This window comes from Croceitalea rosinachiae (assembly GCF_031846445.1).
GTDB classification, from domain to species: Bacteria; Bacteroidota; Bacteroidia; order Flavobacteriales; family Flavobacteriaceae; genus Croceitalea; species Croceitalea rosinachiae.
The window spans coordinates 1,305,221-1,326,781 of sequence record NZ_JAVRHR010000001.1; the positions used below are offsets into that span (position 1 = coordinate 1,305,221).

Here is a 21,561-nt window from a genome sequence, read left to right on the forward strand (position 1 = left end):
TAAAAAGTGAATATATTAAAATCCAAAGTCAGTTTTAAGAGCATCCATTTTATCAAGAGCCATATCTTTGGTCAAAAAGTCAATCTCGTTCATTTGAAAGGCTTTTTCAAAAGTTTTAAAAGCTTTTTTAGGCTCACCGACTAATTCAAGGTACTCTCCTTCAAAATAAAAACCCATCATAGTTTCAGGGAATTGTTTTTTGCAAATATCTGATAAGGGTTTAAGACTCTCATAGTCTTCTTTTTTCAGACATGCGGCATAAATGGCCATAATATCATTGAGTTCTACCTCTTTTTCAAAACCTAATAACTCTTCAATCATCCCATATTTAGAATCAAGATAGTCGATAACGGGCTCATTAGAGGCCAAAATATGTTCTTTATATTCCTTTGGACTAATGGGCCTGAATAGTTTGAATATGTTATCAAAAGCTTTGCTTATTCCATAAGCGGCAATTGAAATATGGTCGGGTTCATCATATTGATCAAAGAAATAATGCAAGTTCTCCTTCTGAATTGAACTAATAGCTGTGTTCATTTGAAGAATTTTTTGACGGTCATCTGTCGGATCTTTTTCTAAAACCAAATTGTAAAAAATCTCTTGATTAAGGGCAGATAGCCTTGCTGGTATTCTACTATCCATTTCAGTCGCTAAAACGGGAGAAATAGTTAAATAGGCGTTGAACAATGACCTATCTTTAAATAAAAAGTAATTACCAAAATTTGCTGTAATATCATAGCCTATAAACATTTTAAAAGGGGCTATGTTATAGCTAGTCTCTAAATATGGAATTAGTTCTGTGCCCAAAAATTCATAAAATAACTTTCCTTTTTCTGTTGGCAACCCTGTAGTTTGTTCAAAGTCACAATCCTCCCAGCGTAAATCATTCTTGCTTTGATGCACTCCAACAATAATAGCTTCAGGCATTCTGTTATGAGTACTATAAAATTTTGCATTGGCGACCACATTATCAAAAAGATATTCAGCGTCTAAAACTACAATTAGTGGATATTTTTTGTCATCAGTATAATCTTCAGGAAAATAATACGAAACATCTCTTCTTTCTTGAAGTCTGAATGATTCGAAAATCTCTTGTTTTACTTGCGCATTTACTCCAAAGGAGAGCAATGTCAAAAAGGCAATCAGTTTTTTGGTCATGGGGTACTCTTTTGATAATCAGTATTATCGATTTCTGTTCAATAACGGTAAGAGCACAAAAGATATTGCCCCAAAAATGACTATCATTAAAGTCTGTGAAATCCACATTATCCATCCAAAAGCTTTTCCAGATACTTCAGAAATATCAAATAGCGTTAAGGTAGCGGCCACAGCTATTGGGTATGCACCGATTCCTCCATTGGTTGTAGACATAGCGAAGGCTCCTGCTATAAATGCGACCAATAATTGAGAAAAAGATAAATCAATGGTTTCGGTAACGGTATATTTAATAACCCAGAACATGGCAATGTAACAGCCCCATATCAGAAGGGTATGAAAAATAAAAAGCCATTTTTTTTTCATTTTAAGAATACTTGAAACCCCCTCGAGCATACCATTTAAAAATTTTTTGAGCTTTAGAGCAAAGCCTGATGTTGACTTTCTTATAACGTAAACAAAACCGATAAGCCCTAAAATACCAATTGCGAGTATTAATGCCGAACCGAATAGATTGACACCATTATTATTCAGAAAATCAAGGATAATATTCGTTTGCAATACCAAAGCAATAGCAATAATGAGCAGTAGCATAATTAAATCAATTACCCTTTCTGTTACTATAGTTCCAAAGCCTTTTTCAAAAGGCACGTTTTCATAGGTGGTAAGCGCTGTTGCGCGTAAAAATTCACCCGAACGTGGTATGCCTAAATTTGCAAAATAGGATATTAAAATAATTAAAATGTTATTACTAAATTTTGGGCGGTAACCTAATGGGTTTAATAAGAAATTCCATCGAATAGCCCTTGAGACATGACTTAAAATACCAATTATTACTGAAAGGCTTACCCAAAGAGGATTAGCATTTGAGATGTTTTCAATAATAAGTTTTCGGTCTTCAGGAGTAGTGGAGTTATAAGAATACCAAACCAGAAATATGCCCAATGATATGGGAACGGCTATTTTGAGAAATTTCTTGATTGGAGAAGCCAAAGTCAGTTCAATAAATTGGTCATCTCATTAGGGAATACCAAGGCAGGATTGAATTTCTTTGCTTCTTCAACATCCATTCTGGCGTATGTGATTAAAATAAGGACATCGCCTACAGCTACTTTTCTAGCAGCAGCACCATTTAGGGTAAGTTCACCTGAATTTCTTGGACCAGGAATAGCATAGGTTTCAAGACGCTCACCGTTGTTGTTGTTTACAATCTGTACTTTTTCGCCACGAATAATGTTGGCGGCATCCATCAAATCTTCATCAATAGTAATGCTACCAATATAATTTAAGTCGGCACCAGTTACTTTAACACGATGAATTTTTGATTTTACAACTTCTATTTGCATGGGGCAAAATTACTTAATTAATGGCGATATTATCTATTAAGCGAACCTCTTCGACATAAACGGCAATAAAAGCCCGATATTTTCTGTTCTTTTGTTTCTTTAAAATCGGAGTTAAGGTGTCAATATCAGCAATCTCAAAATATTCTAACTTAAAAAGTGAGTTCATCGAGAATTCATTGGCAACCCAATCCTTTATTACTTTAGCACTTTCCGTGCCAAATTTTTCTTTGGCAGTTTTTAAGGTTTCGAAAATAAAACCACTTTTATCCCTAGTCGATTCAGATAAGCGTTCATTACGTGAACTTCTGGCCAAACCAGTAGGTTCCCGTTCAATGGGGCATCCTATAATTTCGTAAGGTAACTTTTTAAGTTCAACCAACTTTTTGATGATTTGCAACTGTTGAAAATCTTTTTCGCCAAAATAAGCCTTATCAGGATTGACCGATGCAAGCAACAACTCCACTATCGTAGCTACCCCATCAAAGTGTCCCGCTCTGAACTCGCCTTCCATGACTTTTTCAAGGCCATTAAAATTGTAAGATTCAGATTTTACTTTACCATCATATATGTCGTCTTTAGTTGGTGTGAAAACAATAATGTCTTTTGAAACACTTTCAAGAAGCTGTAGATCGTTTTCAAGCGAACTGGGATATTTATTAAGATCATCTTGATTATCAAATTGCGTCGGGTTAACAAAAATGCTAACTACCACCACCTCATTTTCATTAAATGCCTGCCTCACCAAAGAAATATGACCGCTGTGCAACGCGCCCATCGTTGGTACAAAGCCGACAGTACTTTTTCTGTACTGCTCACTTTGTAAAAGGGCATTGAGGTCTTTTTTGAACTTAGATACTTGCATATAATGCGTTAAAAGCGTGCAAAAATACCATAAATACTGGTAATCTACATAAATTTTGTATTTTTGCAGCTACGTTTTTTCTGATAAACAAAAGTTACGTTTATGAATGGTAAAAAGATATTATTTGTATCTTCTGAATTAGTGCCTTACCTCCCTGAGAATCAAGTCTCCTTAATGTCATACGAAGCTCCAAGAATGGTCAACAGCAATGGTGGTCAAATACGGATTTTCATGCCACGTTATGGAAACATCAACGAGCGTAGGCATCAACTGCACGAGGTAATTCGTTTATCGGGCATGAATCTAGTCATCAATGATATGGATATGCCTTTAATCATTAAGGTTGCTTCTATCCCAAGAGAAAGGATACAAGTTTATTTTATTGATAATGAGGAGTATTTTAAAAGAAAAGGGACTTTTGTCGACAAAGACGGGAATTTATTTCAAGACAACGATGAACGCGCCATTTTCTTTGCCAAAGGTGTTGTTGAAACTGTGAAAAAATTGAATTGGTCCCCTGATATTATCCATGTCCATGGTTGGATGGCCTCTTTGCTTCCTTTATACCTGAGAGAATACTATGCTGACGAGCCAATTTTTGCAGATAGTAAAATAGTTACTTCAGTGTACGATAAGGGGTTTGATGGCGAATTAGATTCAAAAATGCAAGATAAAGTTGCTTTTGATGGTATTGAAGGCAGCAAAATAACCTCATTAAATACTCCCGACTATAATAATTTGTTAAAGGTAGCGGTAGATTATTCTGATGCAATTATTTTAGCCTCGGAAGAAATTTCTGAAGATTTAACAGAACATATTTCCAACTTGGATAAGCCAGTTTTACCCTATGTTACATTTCAAGAGGCAGAGGAGGCTTACTCTAATTTCTACAATACACAAGTATTAAAATAGACCTAATGGGTATTTACAAAAGTATAATTTCGGCTTTGGCTGGAATATTTGTTTTGGTAACCTTTCTAGTTTCATGCGAAGAGGAGCTTGATACGATTGGAGATGGAGTAATTGCAGGAGAGCCTTTTAATACAGATAAGGCTGAATTTGATGTTTTTGCATTCAATAAACGAATAAACGCTGTTCAAACCAATAGACTTCCCCTGTACCAACTTGGAATATACAATGATCCAATTTATGGCAGACGTGAAGCACAAATAACTGCCCAACTTACGTTGCCAAACTTACAAGGGGACCCCACATTTGGAAACATTTCTCAAGTTGCAGAAGATACGGCTGACAGTGATGACGATGATAATACCATAAGGGAAAATGAAACTGTTAAAGAAGTAATTCTTTATTTGCCATACCAGCAAGTTCCTTCTACAAACAGGGATCGAGATGGCGATGGAGTTCAAGATGAATTTGATGATGACCCTGAAGACCCTGATACTGATGAAGATGGTGATGGATTGACCGATAATGAAGAGAGAATACTAGGGACAGATCCATTTGACCCGGATACTGATGGCGATGGCATTGGCGATGCTGAAGACGAGAGTACCGCTATTAACAGTTTTCCAGTTAATGTTGCTTTAGACAGTATATTCTCTAATTCTATTCTTGAAGAAAATATTATAGGATCAATGTTTGATTTAAAAGTTGAAAGATCAACATTTTTTTTAAGAGATTTAGATCCAAATTCTAATTTTCAAGAAGCCCAAGAATATTATTCGACCCAGCAGTTCTCTCCAAATTTTGTTGAAGAGGTTTTGGCAGATACCTTGGTGACCATTAGTAACCTGGAATATCTAACTTTTCAAGATGACGACCCTGAAACTGAAGATACCGATGAGTCTGAAGTTGTTGAAAGTCGCTTAAATCCTGGAGTTAGGATAAGACTAGACCCTCAATTTTTTCAAGAGAACATTTTAGACAAAGAAGGGGAAGTCGAATTATTGAGTCAAGTAAACTTTAGTGATTTTATAAGAGGATTACATTTTACTTTAACCCCTACCGCAGGGCAAGATTTAATGATCTTATTTGATTTATCTCAAGCGAATGTTACGGTTACCTATGAGTTTGACGATTTTGTAACCAATGATGAGGACACTAGTTCGGGAGGTATTGAAAAGGTAGAACGAGATTTTACGCTTAACTTTTTGCAAAACGCTAACAACGTAACCAATGGCAACGCCGTAAATACCTTTATTGATGAAACTTTCGATTCTGAAATTACCGCAGGCTTAGATAATGGAGAAAATGCTTCAAGAATATATTTAAAAGGTGGGTCGGGATCATATGCAGAAATTAATTTATTCGAGTTAGATAATGGGAGGGAAATTATAAATCAAATCAGGGCCAATAATTGGATAATTAACGAAGCTAATCTGGTTTTTTATGTTGATAGCTCGCTTTTCGCAAATGAATCAAACGCCACCGAGCCGCCAAGGTTATATCTATATAATATGGAGACTCTTGATCCATTGTATGACCTTACTAATGAGGTGTCAACATCACAATCAACACTAGGTTTGTTTTTAAACTATGATGGTATTCTAGAGAAAGATGATAATGATAATGGTATTAAATACACGGTTAGAATTACTGAGTATATTAACGATATTATATTAAGAGATGCCGAAAATGCCACGCTGGGTTTAGTACTTACTTCTGACATAAGTATTACAGGCGCCTTAGAAGCAGAAACTACTGACGGTAACAACCCAGATATACCGGTAATGTCAAATATCAATCCTCTAGGAACAGTATTGTTTGGAAGTGATTTAGAAAGCGGAAATGAAGATAAAAAATTGAAACTTGAAATTTTTTATACTGAGACAAATTAGGCGTTAGCTCTATTCGCCATACCACTTATATGTTTTTTTCGTTATATCATCTAGAATTTGATTTGATTTAAACTCCAAATAGTATTTTTGACTTTTTAAATTAGTCGATTACAACCTTAAATAACTAAAGCATGTGTGGTATAGTTGGGTATATTGGGCATAGAGATGCTTATCCTATAATAATTAAGGGTCTTCAGCGACTCGAATATCGTGGCTATGATAGTGCCGGCATTGTACTTTTCAATGGTGAAAGTATGCAACTTTCTAAAACTAAAGGTAAAGTAGAAGATTTAAGGTCTAGAATCAAAGATTCTATTTCTACGAATGGCAAACTTGGCTTAGGCCATACTAGATGGGCTACGCACGGTGTCCCTAATGATGTAAATTCACATCCCCATTATTCAAACTCTGGTGATTTGGTAATCATCCATAATGGAATTATCGAGAACTATGAATCCATTAAAAAAGCACTGATTAAAAGAGGTTACACTTTTGAATCAGATACGGATACCGAAGTTTTGGTAAACTTGATTGAAGAAGTAAAGAGAAAGGAAGGAGTGAAATTAGGGCAAGCAGTTCAAATAGCACTTAACCAAGTTGTTGGCGCATATGCCATAGCAGTATTTGATAAAAATAAACCTGATGAAATCGTAGTGGCTAAGCTTGGAAGTCCTTTGGCAATAGGTATTGGCGAAAATGAATATTTCATTGCTTCAGATGCATCCCCTTTTATCGAGTATACAAATAATGCTGTTTACCTTGAAGATGAAGAAATGGCAGTTATTCGAATAGGTAAAGAAATCAAACTCCGTAAAATAAAGGATGATGCAATTGCTTACCCTAATATCCTTGAACTTCAATTGAATTTAGAGGAAATTGAAAAAGGAGGGTATGACCATTTTATGCTCAAAGAAATTTATGAGCAACCAAGAGCAATATTAGATACCTATCGAGGTCGCTTATTGGCAGATAAAGGTATTATTAGAATGGCTGGTATTGATCAGAACTTAGAAAAGTTTTTGAATGCGAACCGTATTATTATTGTTGCCTGCGGTACTTCATGGCATGCTGGTCTTGTTGCTGAATATATTTTTGAAGATTTAGCAAGAATACCGGTAGAGGTTGAGTACGCTTCTGAGTTTAGATATAGAAACCCAGTAATTACTGATGGAGATGTTTTAATAGCTATTTCACAATCTGGTGAGACAGCTGATACTTTGGCAGCAATAAAAATGGCCAAAGAAAAAGGAGCCTTTGTTTTTGGGGTATGTAATGTGGTGGGTTCATCTATCGCTCGTGAAACACACGCAGGAGCATATACCCATGCCGGACCAGAAATAGGTGTTGCCTCTACTAAGGCCTTCACCACGCAGATTACTGTATTGACAATGATTGCCTTAAAACTTGCCAAAGAAAAAGGAGTGTTTTCTGAATCTAAGTTTCATGAGTTCTTAATTGAATTAGAGGGAATTCCTGAGAAAGTTGAGAAAGCGTTACAATCAAATGAGCTAGTAGAAGAAATAGCTAATGTATACAAGGATTCTTCCAATTGCCTATATTTAGGTAGAGGGTATAATTTTCCAGTGGCCCTTGAAGGAGCTTTAAAGCTTAAAGAGATTAGTTACATTCATGCAGAAGGGTATCCAGCTGCAGAAATGAAGCATGGTCCTATTGCATTAATTGATGAAGAAATGCCTGTAGTTGTTATAGCCACTAGGAAAGGTCATTATGAAAAAGTAGTTAGTAATGTCCAGGAGATTAAATCAAGGAGCGGTAAGATTATTGCTATTGTCACCGAGGGTGATCAAACGGTAAAAGAAATCGCTGATCATGTGGTTGAAGTTCCAGAGACATCTGAAGCTCTTACCCCGTTGTTGACCACAATTCCGTTACAATTACTTTCATACCATATTGCTTTAATGCGAGGTTGTAATGTAGATCAACCAAGAAATTTGGCAAAATCAGTTACTGTAGAGTAACTAACTCCCTATAAATTTTTTCAAAAAACCACCATTTATGGTGGTTTTTTTGTTAAATTCTTAGTTTCAACCCTAGTTTTTTAAAGAAAAAGTACTATGCATGCATAATTTCTTTTTCATTTCATGGATTTAATCCCAAAAAAATGTATATTCCGCTCGAATTCCTTAACGCTGATTTAAAACTAACTTAACACAAATTCAAGTCTAATGAAAAATTTAATTTTGGCATTTTTTCTAATGTTTGGGGTTTCCTCCATTGCCCAAACAACTATCACAGGAAAGGTAGTTGATGAAAATGGAAATCCCGTTCCGAGTGCGAATATAGTAGTGGTCGGAGTTGCAGAGGGTGCGGTTGCAGACTTTGATGGTAACTTTACACTAACAACATCAAAAACGCCACCTTTTCAATTAAAGATTACTAGTCTTGGGTACTCTAGTGCAACTGTTACCGTAACTGAAAATAACCAATCTTTATCTGTTACATTGAATGAAATTTCTACTGCACTTGACGAAATTGTAATTTCTGCATCAAGAACCCCGGAACGTATTTTTGAATCTCCTGTATCCGTAGAACGTTTTGGATTAAAAGAAATTAGAAATACCACTGCGGAATCATTTTATGGTGGACTCCAAAATTTAAAGGGTGTTGACATAAATACGAACAGTTTAACCTTTCAATCTATTAACACTAGAGGTTTTGCAACGTTCGCGAATGTTCGTTTCCTACAATTGGTTGATGGAATGGATAATACCGCACCTGGGCTGAATTTCGTTCTAGGTAATTTAGTTGGGATGTCTGAACTGGATGTACAGAGCGTTGAAATATTGCCTGGTGCTTCTTCAGCACTATATGGTGCAGGTGCGTTTAATGGTATTCTTTTTATGCGTAGTAAAAACCCATTTGACTTTCAAGGTATTAGTGCTTATGCGAAAACAGGGCTTACTTCTCAGGAAGCGGCCGGTGATAACAATTATTACGATTTTGGTATACGCGCTGCTCATGCTTTTAGTGATAAATTTGCGGCAAAAGCGACTTTTTCATTCTTAAAAGGAGAAGACTGGCATGCTAATAGGACGGACGATTTGGCAAGGCCAGGTGCTGATCGTTCTGATCCGGCTTATGATGGTTTAAATATTTATGGTGACGACTTTACCATACCATTAAACTTTGATGCATTAGGGGGGCTACCTTCTGGTACATTAGGTTCTGCTAACGTATCAAGAACAGGATATAATGAACGAGATTTGACTAATTACAATGCAGAAAGTGTTAAAACGGACTTTGCACTGCATTATCGTCCTTTTGGTGATGATCTGGAGTTGATCTATAATGGTCGTATAGGCAGAGGAACAACTATCTATCAAGGTATTAATAGATATGCTGTTCAGGGTTTTTCAATGCAACAGCATAAATTAGAATTGAAGAATGATAATTTTTTTGTCAGAGGCTATATTGTCTCTGAAAACTCGGGAGATGCATATGATACAAGGTTTACAGGTATTAATATAAATAGAAGATGGAAATCTGATTTAGACTGGTTTGGAGATTACGCAGCTACCTATATTGGTGCCAAATTAGGTGTAGGTTCAGGTGTATTGGCAACTGATGAACAGGCCCATGCTGCGGCAAGGGCTGCCGCGGATACAGGTCGTTTTGAGCCTGGCACACCAGAATTTCAAAATGCTTTCAATGCGGTCACTAGCGATGGTGATTTACTCACTGGATCTAGGTTTATTGACAATACCAAGTTTCGTCATGCAAATGGTAATTATAATTTAGCACATTTAATTAATGATTGGGCTGATATTCAAGTTGGTGGGTCTTGGAGAGAATACGAACTAAATTCTCAAGGTACAATTTTTACAGACACAGACGGACCGATAACCTATCAAGAATATGGCGCCTATATGCAGTTTCAAAAGAAGGTATTGGATGACCGTTTGAAGCTAACACTTTCTGGCCGTTATGATAAAAATGAATTTTTTGATGGTTTCTTTTCTCCAAGAGCAGGACTATCTGTCACTTTAGGGGAAAACAGAAACCATAATTTAAGGGCTTCGGTGCAACAAGGTTTTAGAAATCCGACAACACAAGATTTGTTTATTGGATTGAATGCAGGAACAGCTATTTTAGTTGGTTCAGCACCTACTAATTTAGATAGAGACATCAGAAGCTTTCCAGTGAGCCAGCCAGGTCAAGCATTTACTGGAGGCGCCTCGACTGTTCAAGTTGTCGGCAGAGCAGCATATGAAAATGCATTTTCATTAAATTCGATTGGGGCTTTTTCAGCTACAGGAGACCCAACCGTTTTAGAAGCAGCTACTCCTGGGTTAGTGCAACCTGAGGAGATTACGGCTTATGAGGCGGGTTATAGAGCTCAATTGGGTAAGTTCACTATTGATTTAAGTGGGTATTACAATAGTTACGCAAATTTTATTGCCAACGTGACAACAATTGTTCCTTTATATGGTGAAGTGGGTGATAACTCACTTTCGGTATTGGCAATAGCCAATGGAGATTTTCAGCCCTATCAAGCTTATACCAATTCAACAGTCGACATTAATTCATGGGGTGCAACTTTAGGGGTTGACACCAAGGTGTTTGGAAACTTTGATTTAGGCGTAAATTATACCTATGCTGATTTAGATTTTGATAAAGTGGCTTTTCCAGATTTTAGAACAAATTTTAATACTCCTGAACATAGAGTAAAAGCGTCTTTTGGTAATACAGAATTATTTAAGAATTTTGGTTTTGGTTTGAATTACCGCTGGAGCGATTCTTACTTTTGGGAGGCCTCATTTGCTGATGGTGATGTACCTTCTTTTACAGTATTTGATGCACAAATCAACTATTCTGTCCCTAGTATGAAATCTGTATTCAAAGTTGGGGGTTCAAATCTTTTAAATGAAGAATACTTTCAAGCTGTTGGTTCTGGTCTGATAGGGTCAATATATTATGTCTCATGGACAATTAATCCGTGAGGACTAACTCAAATAATTTGAATAAGGCAGTCGATAAGGCTGCCTTTTTTTATGCTTAAAAAAAGATTCGTGAAGTTTCAATTTACGAATCGAATAACATATCTTTGCAGCCGGAAAAAAGAGCGTTTTTCCTACGAAAAAATCGAATAAAACGAAATAAGCAAGTAATGGCTAAAATTACAGGTAAAGTTGCCCAAATCATCGGTCCGGTTATTGATGTTGAATTTGAATCAGGTGTTGAGATTCCTAAAATCTATGATTCTTTGGAAATTGACAAAGAAGATGGCTCAAAATTGGTTCTTGAAGTACAATCACATGTGGGTGAAAATACAGTCAGAACAATCTCAATGGATTCAACCGACGGATTGAGCAGAGGTGTTGAAGCTACTGCGACAGGTAGTTCAATACAAATGCCGATAGGCGAAGATGTTTACGGCCGTCTTTTTAATGTAATTGGTGATGCTATTGATGGAATGGAGAACTTGCCAAAAGAGGGTAAAAATGGACTTCCTATTCACAGAGAAGCTCCAAAATTTGAAGACCTTTCCACTTCTACAGAGGTGTTGTTTACTGGTATTAAAGTAATTGATTTAATTGAACCTTACGCTAAAGGTGGTAAAATTGGATTATTTGGTGGAGCTGGTGTTGGTAAAACGGTGTTGATTCAAGAATTGATTAACAATATTGCCAAAGGTCATGGTGGTCTTTCAGTTTTTGCTGGCGTAGGAGAACGAACTAGAGAAGGAAATGACCTGCTTCGTGAGATGTTGGAGTCAGGTATTATAAAATATGGTGATGATTTCACCCACTCGATGGAAGAAGGTGGTTGGGATTTATCAAAAGTAGATAAAGAGGCAATGAAAGAATCAAAAGCGACTTTCGTTTTTGGTCAGATGAATGAACCACCTGGAGCTCGTGCCCGTGTGGCGTTATCAGGTTTGACGATTGCTGAATACTTCCGTGACGGAGCAGGTGATGGTCAAGGAAAAGATGTACTTTTCTTTGTTGACAATATCTTTAGATTTACTCAAGCAGGTTCTGAGGTTTCGGCGCTGTTAGGTCGTATGCCGTCGGCCGTAGGTTACCAACCAACATTGGCGACTGAGATGGGTGCAATGCAAGAGCGCATTACATCAACAAAAAGAGGTTCAATTACATCTGTACAAGCAGTATACGTACCTGCGGATGATTTAACAGATCCTGCGCCAGCCACAACATTTGCCCACTTAGATGCAACTACTGTACTTTCAAGAAAGATTGCTGAGCTTGGTATTTATCCTGCTGTGGACCCTTTAGATTCAACTTCTCGAATCTTGACAGCTGATATATTAGGAAACGAACATTACGGATGTGCGCAACGTGTAAAAGAGTTGTTGCAACGTTATAAGGAGCTGCAAGATATTATTGCAATTCTTGGTATGGAAGAACTATCTGAAGAAGATAAGTTAGCTGTTGGTCGTGCAAGACGAGTACAACGTTTCTTATCTCAGCCTTTCCACGTAGCGGAACAGTTTACCGGTATTCCTGGGGTATTGGTTGATATTAAAGAAACCATCAAAGGTTTCAATATGATTATGGATGGTGAATTAGATCACTTGCCTGAATCTGCCTTTAACTTAAAAGGTACCATAGAAGAAGCTATTGAAGCTGGTGAAAAAATGCTTGCCGAAGCTTAGTCGAGGTAAGTGCTGAGCGAAGTCGAAGCATCTATTAAAACGTATATATATGTATTTAGAAATCGTATCTCCTGAAGCAACTTTATTTTCAGGTGAAGTAATATCCGTTACTGTACCTGGAATCAATGGTGAATTTCAAATGTTAGAAAATCACGCACCTATTGTTTCCTTACTACAAGAAGGTAATGTGAAAGTGCAAGGTGATATAGCAATTGATGAAGATTTTCAAAATAAGTTCTCAAAAGGACAAAATGGAGAAACCGTTTTAGCCATTTCTAGTGGAACAATTGAAATGAAAGATAATAAAGTGATTGTGCTAGCAGATTAAAAACTCAAAAATTGCGATAAAACCGTCGGTAGCTTTATGTAGTCGACGGTTTTTTTATTGCTGAACAATCAAAGACCAATCTTTGCCCTTACTGTGATATCGTTTTAGTTCGGTAAACCCGATTGCTTTATGGGCATTCATCGACCTTACATTTTTAGCATCAACCTCAGTAATGATTTTGGTAAACCCTTCAGGTAAAAATGTTTTCATTGCAGTGTATAGTTTTCTAAAAACCCCTTGACCACGATATGCTTTAGCAACACAAATCTGACCCATGACCATATAACTATTATTTTTTGAAACAACTTTATGTATTTCTTCAAACATGGGTTTTAAGATCTCTATTTGGTTGGCAAACTCTGGATGCATTGAAAGGGCATAACCGATAACTTGTTCACCATCTTTGGCAATGGTATGTGCGGCAATAACATTCATTTCTTTTAACAATTCGAATGAGTGTTCCACGGTTAAAAAACCACTTTGCTTCATTTCGATTGGCGACAGGTTTTTTGGTAGATTCTTTTGCTGAAGCTCAAGAATCTGCTTTAGCTCGTCTATTGAATCAGCTTGTTTGTAAATAGTCATCCATGTGGATTTTTAAATAAAGACCGTACTTTTGACAGATGGCTAAATTTCCAAAAAAATTAGCACAAAAACTTCAAGATCGCAGTGATAAAAATACCCTGCGCAAGCTTCCGGCAACACAAAGGCTAGTCGATTTTTCATCAAATGATTATTTGGGGTTAACCAATGAGATATCTATTGAAAAGGCTACATCAGAAATTCTGAAGTTAAGCCATCATAAAAATGGCGCTACTGGCTCACGCTTATTATCAGGTAATCATCTTTTACATGAAAAATTAGAAAACTTCTTGGCTACCTTTTATAATCAAGAAGGGGCGTTGCTCTTCAATTCAGGCTATGATGCCAATGTTGGATTTTTTTCTTGCGTTCCACAGCGTGGTGATATTATTTTGTATGATGAATTAATGCATGCCAGTATTAGAGATGGTATCAAATTAAGTAATGCTAAGGCCTACAAGTTTAAACATAATGATGTTTTCGATCTTAACACTCAAATAGGTCGAATTTACGATAAAGGCTTTCAAGAAGAGATTTATGTGGTAACAGAATCGGTCTTTTCTATGGATGGAGATTCCCCCGATCTAAAAGTTATGGCAGCTTTATGTACTAAAAAAAATGTGCATTTAATTGTTGATGAAGCCCACGCTGTCGGTGTTTTTGAAAAGGGACTATTAAACTTTTTAGGAATAGAGAATCAAGTTTTTGCCCAAATTGTAACTTTCGGTAAAGCTATGGGCTACCATGGAGCAGCAGTTTTAGGGACCATTGAGTTGAAGAACTATCTAATCAATTTTGCTCGCAGCTTTGTTTATACTACAGCAATGCCACCACATTCTGCAATGACTATTTTAGCTGCATACAGGTATTTAGCTTCAAAAAAAGGTAAGAACAAGGTTCGTAAATTGCATTCAAACATTACTTATTTTAAAAGATTGATAAAGGAATTCAGACTCGAAAAGCTAGTTTTACCAAGTGATTCTGCCATACAAATAGTAACTGTCATAGGCAATGATAGAGCAAAACAACTGTCCCAAAATTTGATTAAAAACGGGTTTGATGTGAGGCCGATACTTTCACCAACAGTGGCTGAGGGCAATGAACGTCTCCGGATTTGTTTACATGCCTTTAATACAGAAGGAGAAATTCATAAATTGTTATCAATTTTAAAAGAAACACATGGGCAAGGACTTAGTAACCTTAGGCAGCTTTGAGTTTTTAGCTGATGTTCAAATTATAAAAGGGAAATTGGAATCTGAGGGAATAACAGTTACCCTTAAAGATGCCAATACGGTTGGGGTAGAACCATTTGCTAGCAATGCTATTGGGGGAATTAAGCTTCAAGTATATCGAGAAGACAAAGAACATGCCCAACAAATTTTTGATGAGGTTCGTAATTATGCTTCCGATAATGAGGGAAACTTAATTGTTTGCCCAAATTGTAAAGCAAAAAAATCTGAAGTTTTGTATTTGAGAAATACCTTGTTATATAAACTCTTTCCTTTTTTTGAACCCAAGAAGTACCGTTGTACCAATTGCCAATTTATTAGAAAAGCTTAAGAGTGAAGTTATTTATCACAGGAATATCTACCGAAGTAGGCAAGACAATTGCCTCGGCCATAGTGACCGAAGCATTGCATGCCGATTACTGGAAGCCCATACAGGCTGGTGATTTAGAAAATTCCGATAGTCATAAAGTGGAACGTTTAATTTCAAACTCTAAATCGGTGGTTCACCCCAACAGCTATGCCCTGCAAACACCTATGAGTCCTCATGCAGCAGCTAAAATAGAAGGTATTGAAATCGATTTAAAAAAGATTCAAGAGCCCAAAACAGATAATCATTTGGTCATTGAAGGTGCGGGTGGTCTTTTGGTTCCATTAAATGAAACCGAAACCATTTTTGATTTAATTCAGCCAGAGTATAAAGTTATTGTGGTTTCGCGACATTATTTAGGAAGCATCAACCATTCATTATTGACCTTAAACGCCTTAAAAGAAAGGGGGTATAAAACTGGAATTATTTTCAGTGGAAATGAACACCCTACTACAGAAAATATCATCTTAAAGAAAACCAATACAACTTTTTTAGGAAGAATTGATGAGGAAGTACACTTTGACCAAACGGTTGTCAAAAAATATGCGGCTGCTTTTAAACCAGCTTTACTCAATTTTTAGACGCCGGTGAATAACCGCATTATCAATAGTATCCAAAGGGGTATAATTTTCTAATAGTCGTAAGTTGATATAGAAGTTCGCCGTATATTTTTTCTTATCAAAAACCCTGCGATTTTTTCGAGTTATGATATAGTCTGGTTGATGCTCTTCTATAATGAATTGGAGTTCATCTGCTGCCGTTTTTCTAGGATTATCCATAAAAGGAAAAAGATTATCGCGTAAAATGGTACTTGGATGGGTGGCCGCTTTAGTAGGGGGCTTAGAATCTAATAACCAATATCCTATATGGTATTCCGTAAAAAACAGGTGCTTAGTTTTGATTTGTTTTTCTTTGAAATAGTTCGGTACATCTATGCCTTCACCATTGAAAAAACTTCCTTTATTTGCCTTATTTCTAATTATATTGCCCAACTCTAAATAAGTTTCCACGGGCAATAAAAAACAGAAGAGCAACACATATGGTTTATAGTTGATACCCCATAAAAACTTTAGTTGATATAAGGTCAGTCCAACTAGTAAAACCAATGATGGATAGAGTTGAATCAAGTAATGCCCATTTACTTTGCCTGCTTGTAAGAAAGAAATCAATATTCCTAGAGTGGCTGCAACCAATAACTGAATTTTGATATTGGTAAAATCAAGTAGCTTTTTTTTGACCGCAACTAAAAAGAATCCGGTAATAATAATTATGAAAGGAAGCACTTTTATAATAGAGTGGTTTTGACCACTTGAATAAGCCATAGGTGCTTCAAAAACAGATTTCCACCATATATTATCTTCTCCTTTAAAATAATATGGCAGTGCAGTCAGCAGGATAACGAAAAGAATAAAGGTCCCAATTACGGCTAGTTTTGTAACTGATTTTAAGACATTTCCACTTCTATAGCCATACCAAAACTCCATCAGAAAAAGAAAAAGAACGGCATAGGCCATATTGAGTTTTGTCATAAGTGCCAAACCAAAAAATATTCCTGTAATTAGATAACTCAGATTTCTTGCTTTATAAAGCATCCAATACAACCCAGTAATAAAAAATGCCGTTGAAATATGCTCAGACATAACACCCTGTAGACTTCCGAAAAGGCTTTGTAATGGAATAAGTGCAATGGCAGACCAAAAAGCAACCTTTTTATACCCTAACCTTAACCCAATTTTGTAGGTAACAAAAGAAGTTATGGTCACCATGAAAACCCCTGCAATTCTTATAACTAAAAAACTCTTCCCAAAAGTGTAAATAATTGCTGCAAAAAATAGAAAGGTAACTGGGGGCTTTAGGTCCCAGAGTTGAATATAAGGCAAATATCCATCTACCCAAGATTGGGCCATGAGTATAAATGTACTCTCATCTCTATCAACATAATCTCTAAAGAAGAAAGGAAAGCGAACTAAAAAACTTATCGTAAATAACAACAAGAACAATTGCCAATTTCGAAAATTATGATAAAACTCGGTAAATGGTACAATGACTTTTTTAAGCAAGGCAATCGCTATTTTTTTGGTATTATCACCATATTTGCAAGGTAGCTAAATTGAAGGATTTGACAGATTCCATAGTAAAAGAAAGTTTATTAGACCGTGATAAAAAATACCTGTGGCACCCTTTAACGCAACATAAAACGGCTACACCGCCTCTAGCTATTGTAAGAGCAGAGGGAGCGTTGATGTGGGACGATAATGGTGATGAGTACATTGATGGAATAGCCTCTTGGTATACTGCTATGTACGGTCATTGCAATCCCTATATTGCGAATGCTATCTTAAAACAAATGAAAACGTTGGATTTTGTTATGTTTAGCGGCTTTACACACAAACCAGCCATTGAACTCTCAGAACGGTTAATGGAGATATTACCTAGTAATCAAGCTAAGGTTTTTTTTAACGATAATGGTTCTACGGCAGTGGAAGCCGCTATTAAAATGACTTTACAATATTACCATAACCAAGGTGAAAAGCGAGATACTCTAATTGCATTTGAGGATGGTTTTCATGGTGATACTTTTGGAGCTATGAGCGCATCAGGACTTTCATCTTATAATGGTCCTTTTGAAGATTTTTTGCTTAAAGTAGAAAGAATACCTATTCCAAAAGAAGATGCTATTGACGAAACCCTAGAGCGACTGGAACATATTATTGAAAATAATTCTTGTGCAGCATTTGTTTTTGAGCCATTAATACAAGGAGCTGCCGGAATGAAATTTCATTCGGCTAAAGGTCTTGACCTTTTAATCCAAAAGTGTCAGGAGAATAATATTCTTTGTGTTGCTGATGAGATAATGACCGGATTTGGCAAAACAGGTAAAAACTTTGCTTCCGACCATTTAGAACATGAGCCTGATATTATTTGTTTGAGCAAGGCACTAACTGCTGGGATGTTTCCATTGAGTATTACCAGTTGTTCCCAAAAAGTGTTTGATGCCTTTTTGAGTGATCAGATTACAAAGGGCTTTTTTCATGCACATACCTATAGTGCCCACCCGATTGGATGTGCTGCGGCCTTAGCGGGATTAGATTTGCTTCAATCTAAAGAAATTCTTGAACGAAGGGAGTATATCGCCAACGAACACCAAAAGTTTGTCGCTGAAATAACAAACCATCCGAAAGTGAAAAACGCCAGAACGCTAGGGGTTGTCTTGGCGATCGATTTAATGATAGAGACCAATCGTTACGGAAAGCTTCGTGATGAGCTGTATGCATTTTTTATGGAAAGGGGAATAAACCTTCGCCCATTGGGGAATACGATTTATACCCTGCCCCCGTATGTGATTACAAATAAGCAGTTGAAAAAGATATACGATTCTATTTTAGAGTTTTTGGCGGTTTAGTCTTGATTATTTGAATCTTCCAAAAAATCATACTCCTTTTCATTGACCTCAACCCTTATTTCATGGTATATCCATTCATCATTTCTACCAGAAGCATCAATATATAAGGTTCCAGAACCATTTGGTCCGGCTATGGGAATGGTCATCTTCGCACTTTTATTTCCATTTATCCAATTGATATTCCCTTGTACCACACCATCTTTTTCAATCGGTGAGCCCAAAATTTTTAAGAGTTCTTCATCTTGATTGATGAGTTCATGGGCATATTCATAAGGCTGAGAGCCTTCCATCATATTGGTAACACCAAAATAGATGGAGGTAAATATAACAATGGCTCCAATAATCAAAGTTAGACATCCACTAACGGGCAAAACCCATTTCCAATTTCTTTTCCACCAACTGGGTTGGGGTATGAGTTCATTATTCATAGTTTCTCATCTAAAATAGTTAGATGAAGGTAAGAACTTTTATTTTTGCTTGAATTATAAAAAGAATGCTAAAAGAACCCATTTCGATAACTGCTTTACGTTCAATTTCACCCCTTGGCAATTCGTTAGATGAAGTTTGGAGCAATTATTTAGAACCAAGGCATCATTTAAGTCTTATTCAAAAAGGAAATCAAAAAGTCTGGGTTGGAGAACTAAACAATAAACTAAAGAATGAAATTGAAAATCTAAGAGCAGAGGATGGTAACTATAAAAACTTGGACGATTCGGTTTTATTTGCGCTTTTGAGCGCTAGAAAGGCAATTCAAGATGCAAAATGGGACGCGACTGACAATTTCGGAATCAATATTGGTTCTTCAAGAGGAGCAACAGCACTTTTTGAAAAACACTATCAAGATTTTCTTCAAAATGATTCTACTGCTACCTTAACATCACCAACAACTACCTTAGGTAACATCTCGTCTTGGGTGGCGCATGATTTAAAGACTAAAGGACCTGATATTTCACATTCTATTACCTGTTCCACGGCATTACATGCAATACTTAATGGAGTCGCCTGGATACAAAGTGGAATGGCAGATAAGTTTTTGGTTGGTGGTAGTGAGGCCCCGTTGACGCCATTTACTATTGCCCAAATGAAAGCCTTGAAGATATACGCTTCAACGGTCACTTCTTACGGAGTCGAGAATGATTTTCCCTGCCGGGCATTTGATTTGGAAAAAACCCAAAATACCATGATCTTAGGTGAAGGTGCTTCCATAGCATGTTTGGAAAGGGGGGGGCGTTCTAATTCGTTGGCCAAAATTATAGGATTGGGTTACGCTACTGAACCACTACAACATAACGTTTCAATCTCAACAGATGCAAAATGTTTTCAAGATTCTATGACAATGGCACTGAGTGGTCAATCACCTGATAATGTTGATGTTGTAGTGATGCACGCACCAGGGACGATTAAAGGTGATTTGTCTGAATATAAGGCTGTTGAAAAGGTGTTTTACAAGAAAGTTCCTTTTTTGACGACAAATAAATGGAAAGTAGGTCACACCTTTGGTGCATCAGGAATGCTAAGTATTGAAATGGCTATCTTAATGCTCTTACATCAAAAAACCATTCCAATTCCTTATGTTAAAAGTCAAAATAAACCTAAAACCATTTCTAAAATAATGGTCAATGCGGTCGGTTTTGGAGGGAACGCGGTAAGTATATTGCTTCAGTCATCTAATTAGAATGTTTCCTTTATTTAGATAAAGAATTAGCCTAATTTTGAAATTCCTATTTTTGATTTATGAGTGAGATTAGACACAACTGGACCAAGCAAGAAATTCTAGATATCTACAATAGGCCTTTAATGGAGTTGCTCTATGATGCAGCAACTGTTCATAGGCAACATCATGATCCGAACACAGTTCAGGTTTCAACGCTTCTTTCTATAAAAACAGGCGGTTGTCCTGAAGATTGTGGTTATTGCCCTCAGGCAGCTCGTTATCATACGGATATTGAAGGAAATGATTTAATGACTGTATCGCATGTTAAGGCTCAAGCTTTAAGAGCCAAAGCATCTGGTAGTTCAAGGGTTTGTATGGGTGCTGCTTGGCGTAATGTGAAAGATGGACCAGAATTTGATCAAGTTTTAGAGATGGTCCGTACCATTAATAAATTGGACATGGAGGTCTGCTGTACCCTCGGTATGATTACAGAAAATCAAGCAAAACGTTTGGCTGAAGCTGGATTATATGCTTACAACCATAACCTGGATACTTCTGAAGATTACTATAAAGATGTGATATCAACCCGGGCTTTTGAGGATCGATTAGATACTATTGAAAATGTTCGTAAGACCAATGTTACGGTCTGTAGTGGAGGGATTATTGGAATGGGTGAGAAACTTGAAGATAGAGCAGGAATGCTGGTGGCCTTGGCTTCTTTGAGTCCACAACCAGAATCAGTTCCTATTAACGCTTTAGTTGCAGTAGAGGGAACTCCCATGGAAGACATAGAACCCATTGCAATTTGGGATATGATTCGAATGGTTGCCACAACCCGTATCGTGATGCCCGAAACGCAAGTGCGACTTTCAGCAGGTAGAACCCAAATGACTAGAGAAGGGCAGGCGATGTGTTTCTTTGCTGGAGCGAATTCTATTTTTGCTGGTGATAAGTTATTGACCACTCCAAATCCTGACGTGAATGAAGATATGGAGATGTTTAAATTATTAGGATTAAATCCGCAAAAACCTTTTACAAAAGTATCACAACCAGCAACTGTAGAAGCCAAAGATTCGCAATATCAGCCATTAGGTGAGAAACCAAAATGGTCTCGACCTGGACATAAAATAGAGCGTAATGAATTGGCAAAACAAAATGCGAAATAATTAAAGGATTAATTGCTTATTCCCCATTTGC

The 21,561-nt window shown here is 36.8% G+C and carries 19 protein-coding genes; 12 read left to right on the plus strand and 7 right to left on the minus strand.

All coding sequences use genetic code 11. The features are described 5' to 3' along the window. Nucleotides 1-15: 15 nt before the first annotated feature. The 4 genes from RM706_RS05920 to panC are packed head-to-tail and all read right to left on the minus strand — an operon-like array spanning nt 16 to nt 3,363. Nucleotides 16-1,158, minus strand: a complete 1,143-nt coding sequence (locus RM706_RS05920; RefSeq protein ID WP_311350107.1) for an alpha/beta hydrolase — start codon at nt 1,156-1,158, stop codon at nt 16-18. A gap of 24 nt (nt 1,159-1,182) precedes the next feature. Beyond that, entirely contained in the window at nt 1,183-2,148 is a 966-nt protein-coding gene (locus tag RM706_RS05925; protein ID WP_311350108.1) for a lysylphosphatidylglycerol synthase transmembrane domain-containing protein, read from the minus strand. 2 nt (nt 2,149-2,150) lie between these two features. Then, nucleotides 2,151-2,501, minus strand: a complete 351-nt coding sequence (panD, locus tag RM706_RS05930; protein WP_311350109.1) for an aspartate 1-decarboxylase — start codon at nt 2,499-2,501, stop codon at nt 2,151-2,153. Nucleotides 2,502-2,514: 13 nt separating this feature from the next. Continuing rightward, nucleotides 2,515-3,363, minus strand: coding sequence for a pantoate--beta-alanine ligase (panC, locus tag RM706_RS05935; protein WP_311350110.1), 849 nt, complete (start codon nt 3,361-3,363; stop codon nt 2,515-2,517). A 102-nt stretch (nt 3,364-3,465) separates the two neighbouring features. On the opposite strand from panC, the gene RM706_RS05940 reads away from it, so the two are divergent. The 6 genes from RM706_RS05940 (at nt 3,466) to RM706_RS05965 (ending at nt 13,129) form a co-directional block, all read left to right on the plus strand. Next, a complete protein-coding gene (locus RM706_RS05940; RefSeq protein WP_311350111.1) occupies nt 3,466-4,275 on the plus strand; it encodes a glycogen/starch synthase in 810 nt (269 codons plus the stop codon). Nucleotides 4,276-4,280: 5 nt separating this feature from the next. Next, entirely contained in the window at nt 4,281-6,164 is a 1,884-nt protein-coding gene (locus RM706_RS05945) for a DUF4270 domain-containing protein (protein WP_311350112.1), read from the plus strand. A 131-nt stretch (nt 6,165-6,295) separates the two neighbouring features. Further along, nucleotides 6,296-8,143: a glutamine--fructose-6-phosphate transaminase (isomerizing) gene (glmS, locus tag RM706_RS05950; RefSeq protein WP_311350113.1), complete on the plus strand. Its 1,848-nt coding sequence runs from the start codon at nt 6,296-6,298 to the stop codon at nt 8,141-8,143. Between the two features lie 207 nt (nt 8,144-8,350). Next, complete coding sequence (locus RM706_RS05955) at nt 8,351-11,125, plus strand: TonB-dependent receptor (RefSeq protein WP_311350114.1); 2,775 nt, start codon at nt 8,351-8,353, stop codon at nt 11,123-11,125. 167 nt (nt 11,126-11,292) lie between these two features. Further along, nucleotides 11,293-12,801, plus strand: coding sequence for a F0F1 ATP synthase subunit beta (atpD, locus tag RM706_RS05960; protein WP_311350115.1), 1,509 nt, complete (start codon nt 11,293-11,295; stop codon nt 12,799-12,801). A 49-nt stretch (nt 12,802-12,850) separates the two neighbouring features. Then, nucleotides 12,851-13,129 carry a F0F1 ATP synthase subunit delta/epsilon gene (locus RM706_RS05965; protein ID WP_311350116.1) on the plus strand — a complete coding sequence of 93 codons (279 nt, stop codon included), beginning with the start codon at nt 12,851-12,853 and terminating at the stop codon, nt 13,127-13,129. Nucleotides 13,130-13,183: 54 nt separating this feature from the next. Here the strand turns inward: RM706_RS05965 and RM706_RS05970 are convergent, their stop codons facing one another. Then, nucleotides 13,184-13,714: a GNAT family N-acetyltransferase gene (locus tag RM706_RS05970; protein ID WP_311350117.1), complete on the minus strand. Its 531-nt coding sequence runs from the start codon at nt 13,712-13,714 to the stop codon at nt 13,184-13,186. Between the two features lie 38 nt (nt 13,715-13,752). Here RM706_RS05970 and RM706_RS05975 point away from each other — a divergent pair, with 38 nt between their 5' ends. From RM706_RS05975 to bioD, 3 genes are read left to right on the plus strand one after another with little or no spacing between them, the layout of a single operon-like run. Continuing rightward, the gene (locus tag RM706_RS05975) at nt 13,753-14,925 is read left to right on the plus strand and encodes an aminotransferase class I/II-fold pyridoxal phosphate-dependent enzyme (protein WP_311350118.1); all 1,173 of its coding nucleotides are present in this window, start codon (nt 13,753-13,755) and stop codon (nt 14,923-14,925) included. Then, on the plus strand, nt 14,891-15,271 hold the full coding sequence (locus RM706_RS05980) for a putative signal transducing protein (RefSeq protein WP_311350119.1): 381 nt from the start codon (nt 14,891-14,893) through the stop codon (nt 15,269-15,271). Before RM706_RS05975 ends, RM706_RS05980 begins: the two co-directional genes overlap by 35 nt. A gap of 2 nt (nt 15,272-15,273) precedes the next feature. Further along, complete coding sequence (bioD, locus tag RM706_RS05985; RefSeq protein WP_311350120.1) at nt 15,274-15,888, plus strand: dethiobiotin synthase; 615 nt, start codon at nt 15,274-15,276, stop codon at nt 15,886-15,888. Here the strand turns inward: bioD and RM706_RS05990 are convergent. Further along, nucleotides 15,874-17,367 (minus strand): ArnT family glycosyltransferase, encoded by a 1,494-nt coding sequence (locus tag RM706_RS05990; protein ID WP_311350121.1) that lies wholly within the window; start codon nt 17,365-17,367, stop codon nt 15,874-15,876. The two genes, bioD and RM706_RS05990, sit on opposite strands and share 15 nt — an antisense overlap. 59 nt (nt 17,368-17,426) lie before the next feature. Between RM706_RS05990 and bioA the strand changes: the two genes are divergently transcribed. Next, nucleotides 17,427-18,710 (plus strand): adenosylmethionine--8-amino-7-oxononanoate transaminase, encoded by a 1,284-nt coding sequence (gene bioA / locus RM706_RS05995; RefSeq protein ID WP_311350122.1) that lies wholly within the window; start codon nt 17,427-17,429, stop codon nt 18,708-18,710. Here the strand turns inward: bioA and RM706_RS06000 are convergent. Further along, nucleotides 18,707-19,138: a cytochrome c oxidase assembly factor Coa1 family protein gene (locus RM706_RS06000; protein WP_311350123.1), complete on the minus strand. Its 432-nt coding sequence runs from the start codon at nt 19,136-19,138 to the stop codon at nt 18,707-18,709. The genes bioA and RM706_RS06000 overlap by 4 nt on opposite strands. Nucleotides 19,139-19,203: 65 nt before the next feature. On the opposite strand from RM706_RS06000, the gene RM706_RS06005 reads away from it, so the two are divergent. Then, a complete protein-coding gene (locus RM706_RS06005; RefSeq protein WP_311350124.1) occupies nt 19,204-20,385 on the plus strand; it encodes a beta-ketoacyl synthase N-terminal-like domain-containing protein in 1,182 nt (393 codons plus the stop codon). 59 nt (nt 20,386-20,444) lie between these two features. Further along, on the plus strand, nt 20,445-21,530 hold the full coding sequence (gene bioB, locus RM706_RS06010) for a biotin synthase BioB (RefSeq protein WP_311350125.1): 1,086 nt from the start codon (nt 20,445-20,447) through the stop codon (nt 21,528-21,530). Nucleotides 21,531-21,561 lie beyond the last annotated feature (31 nt).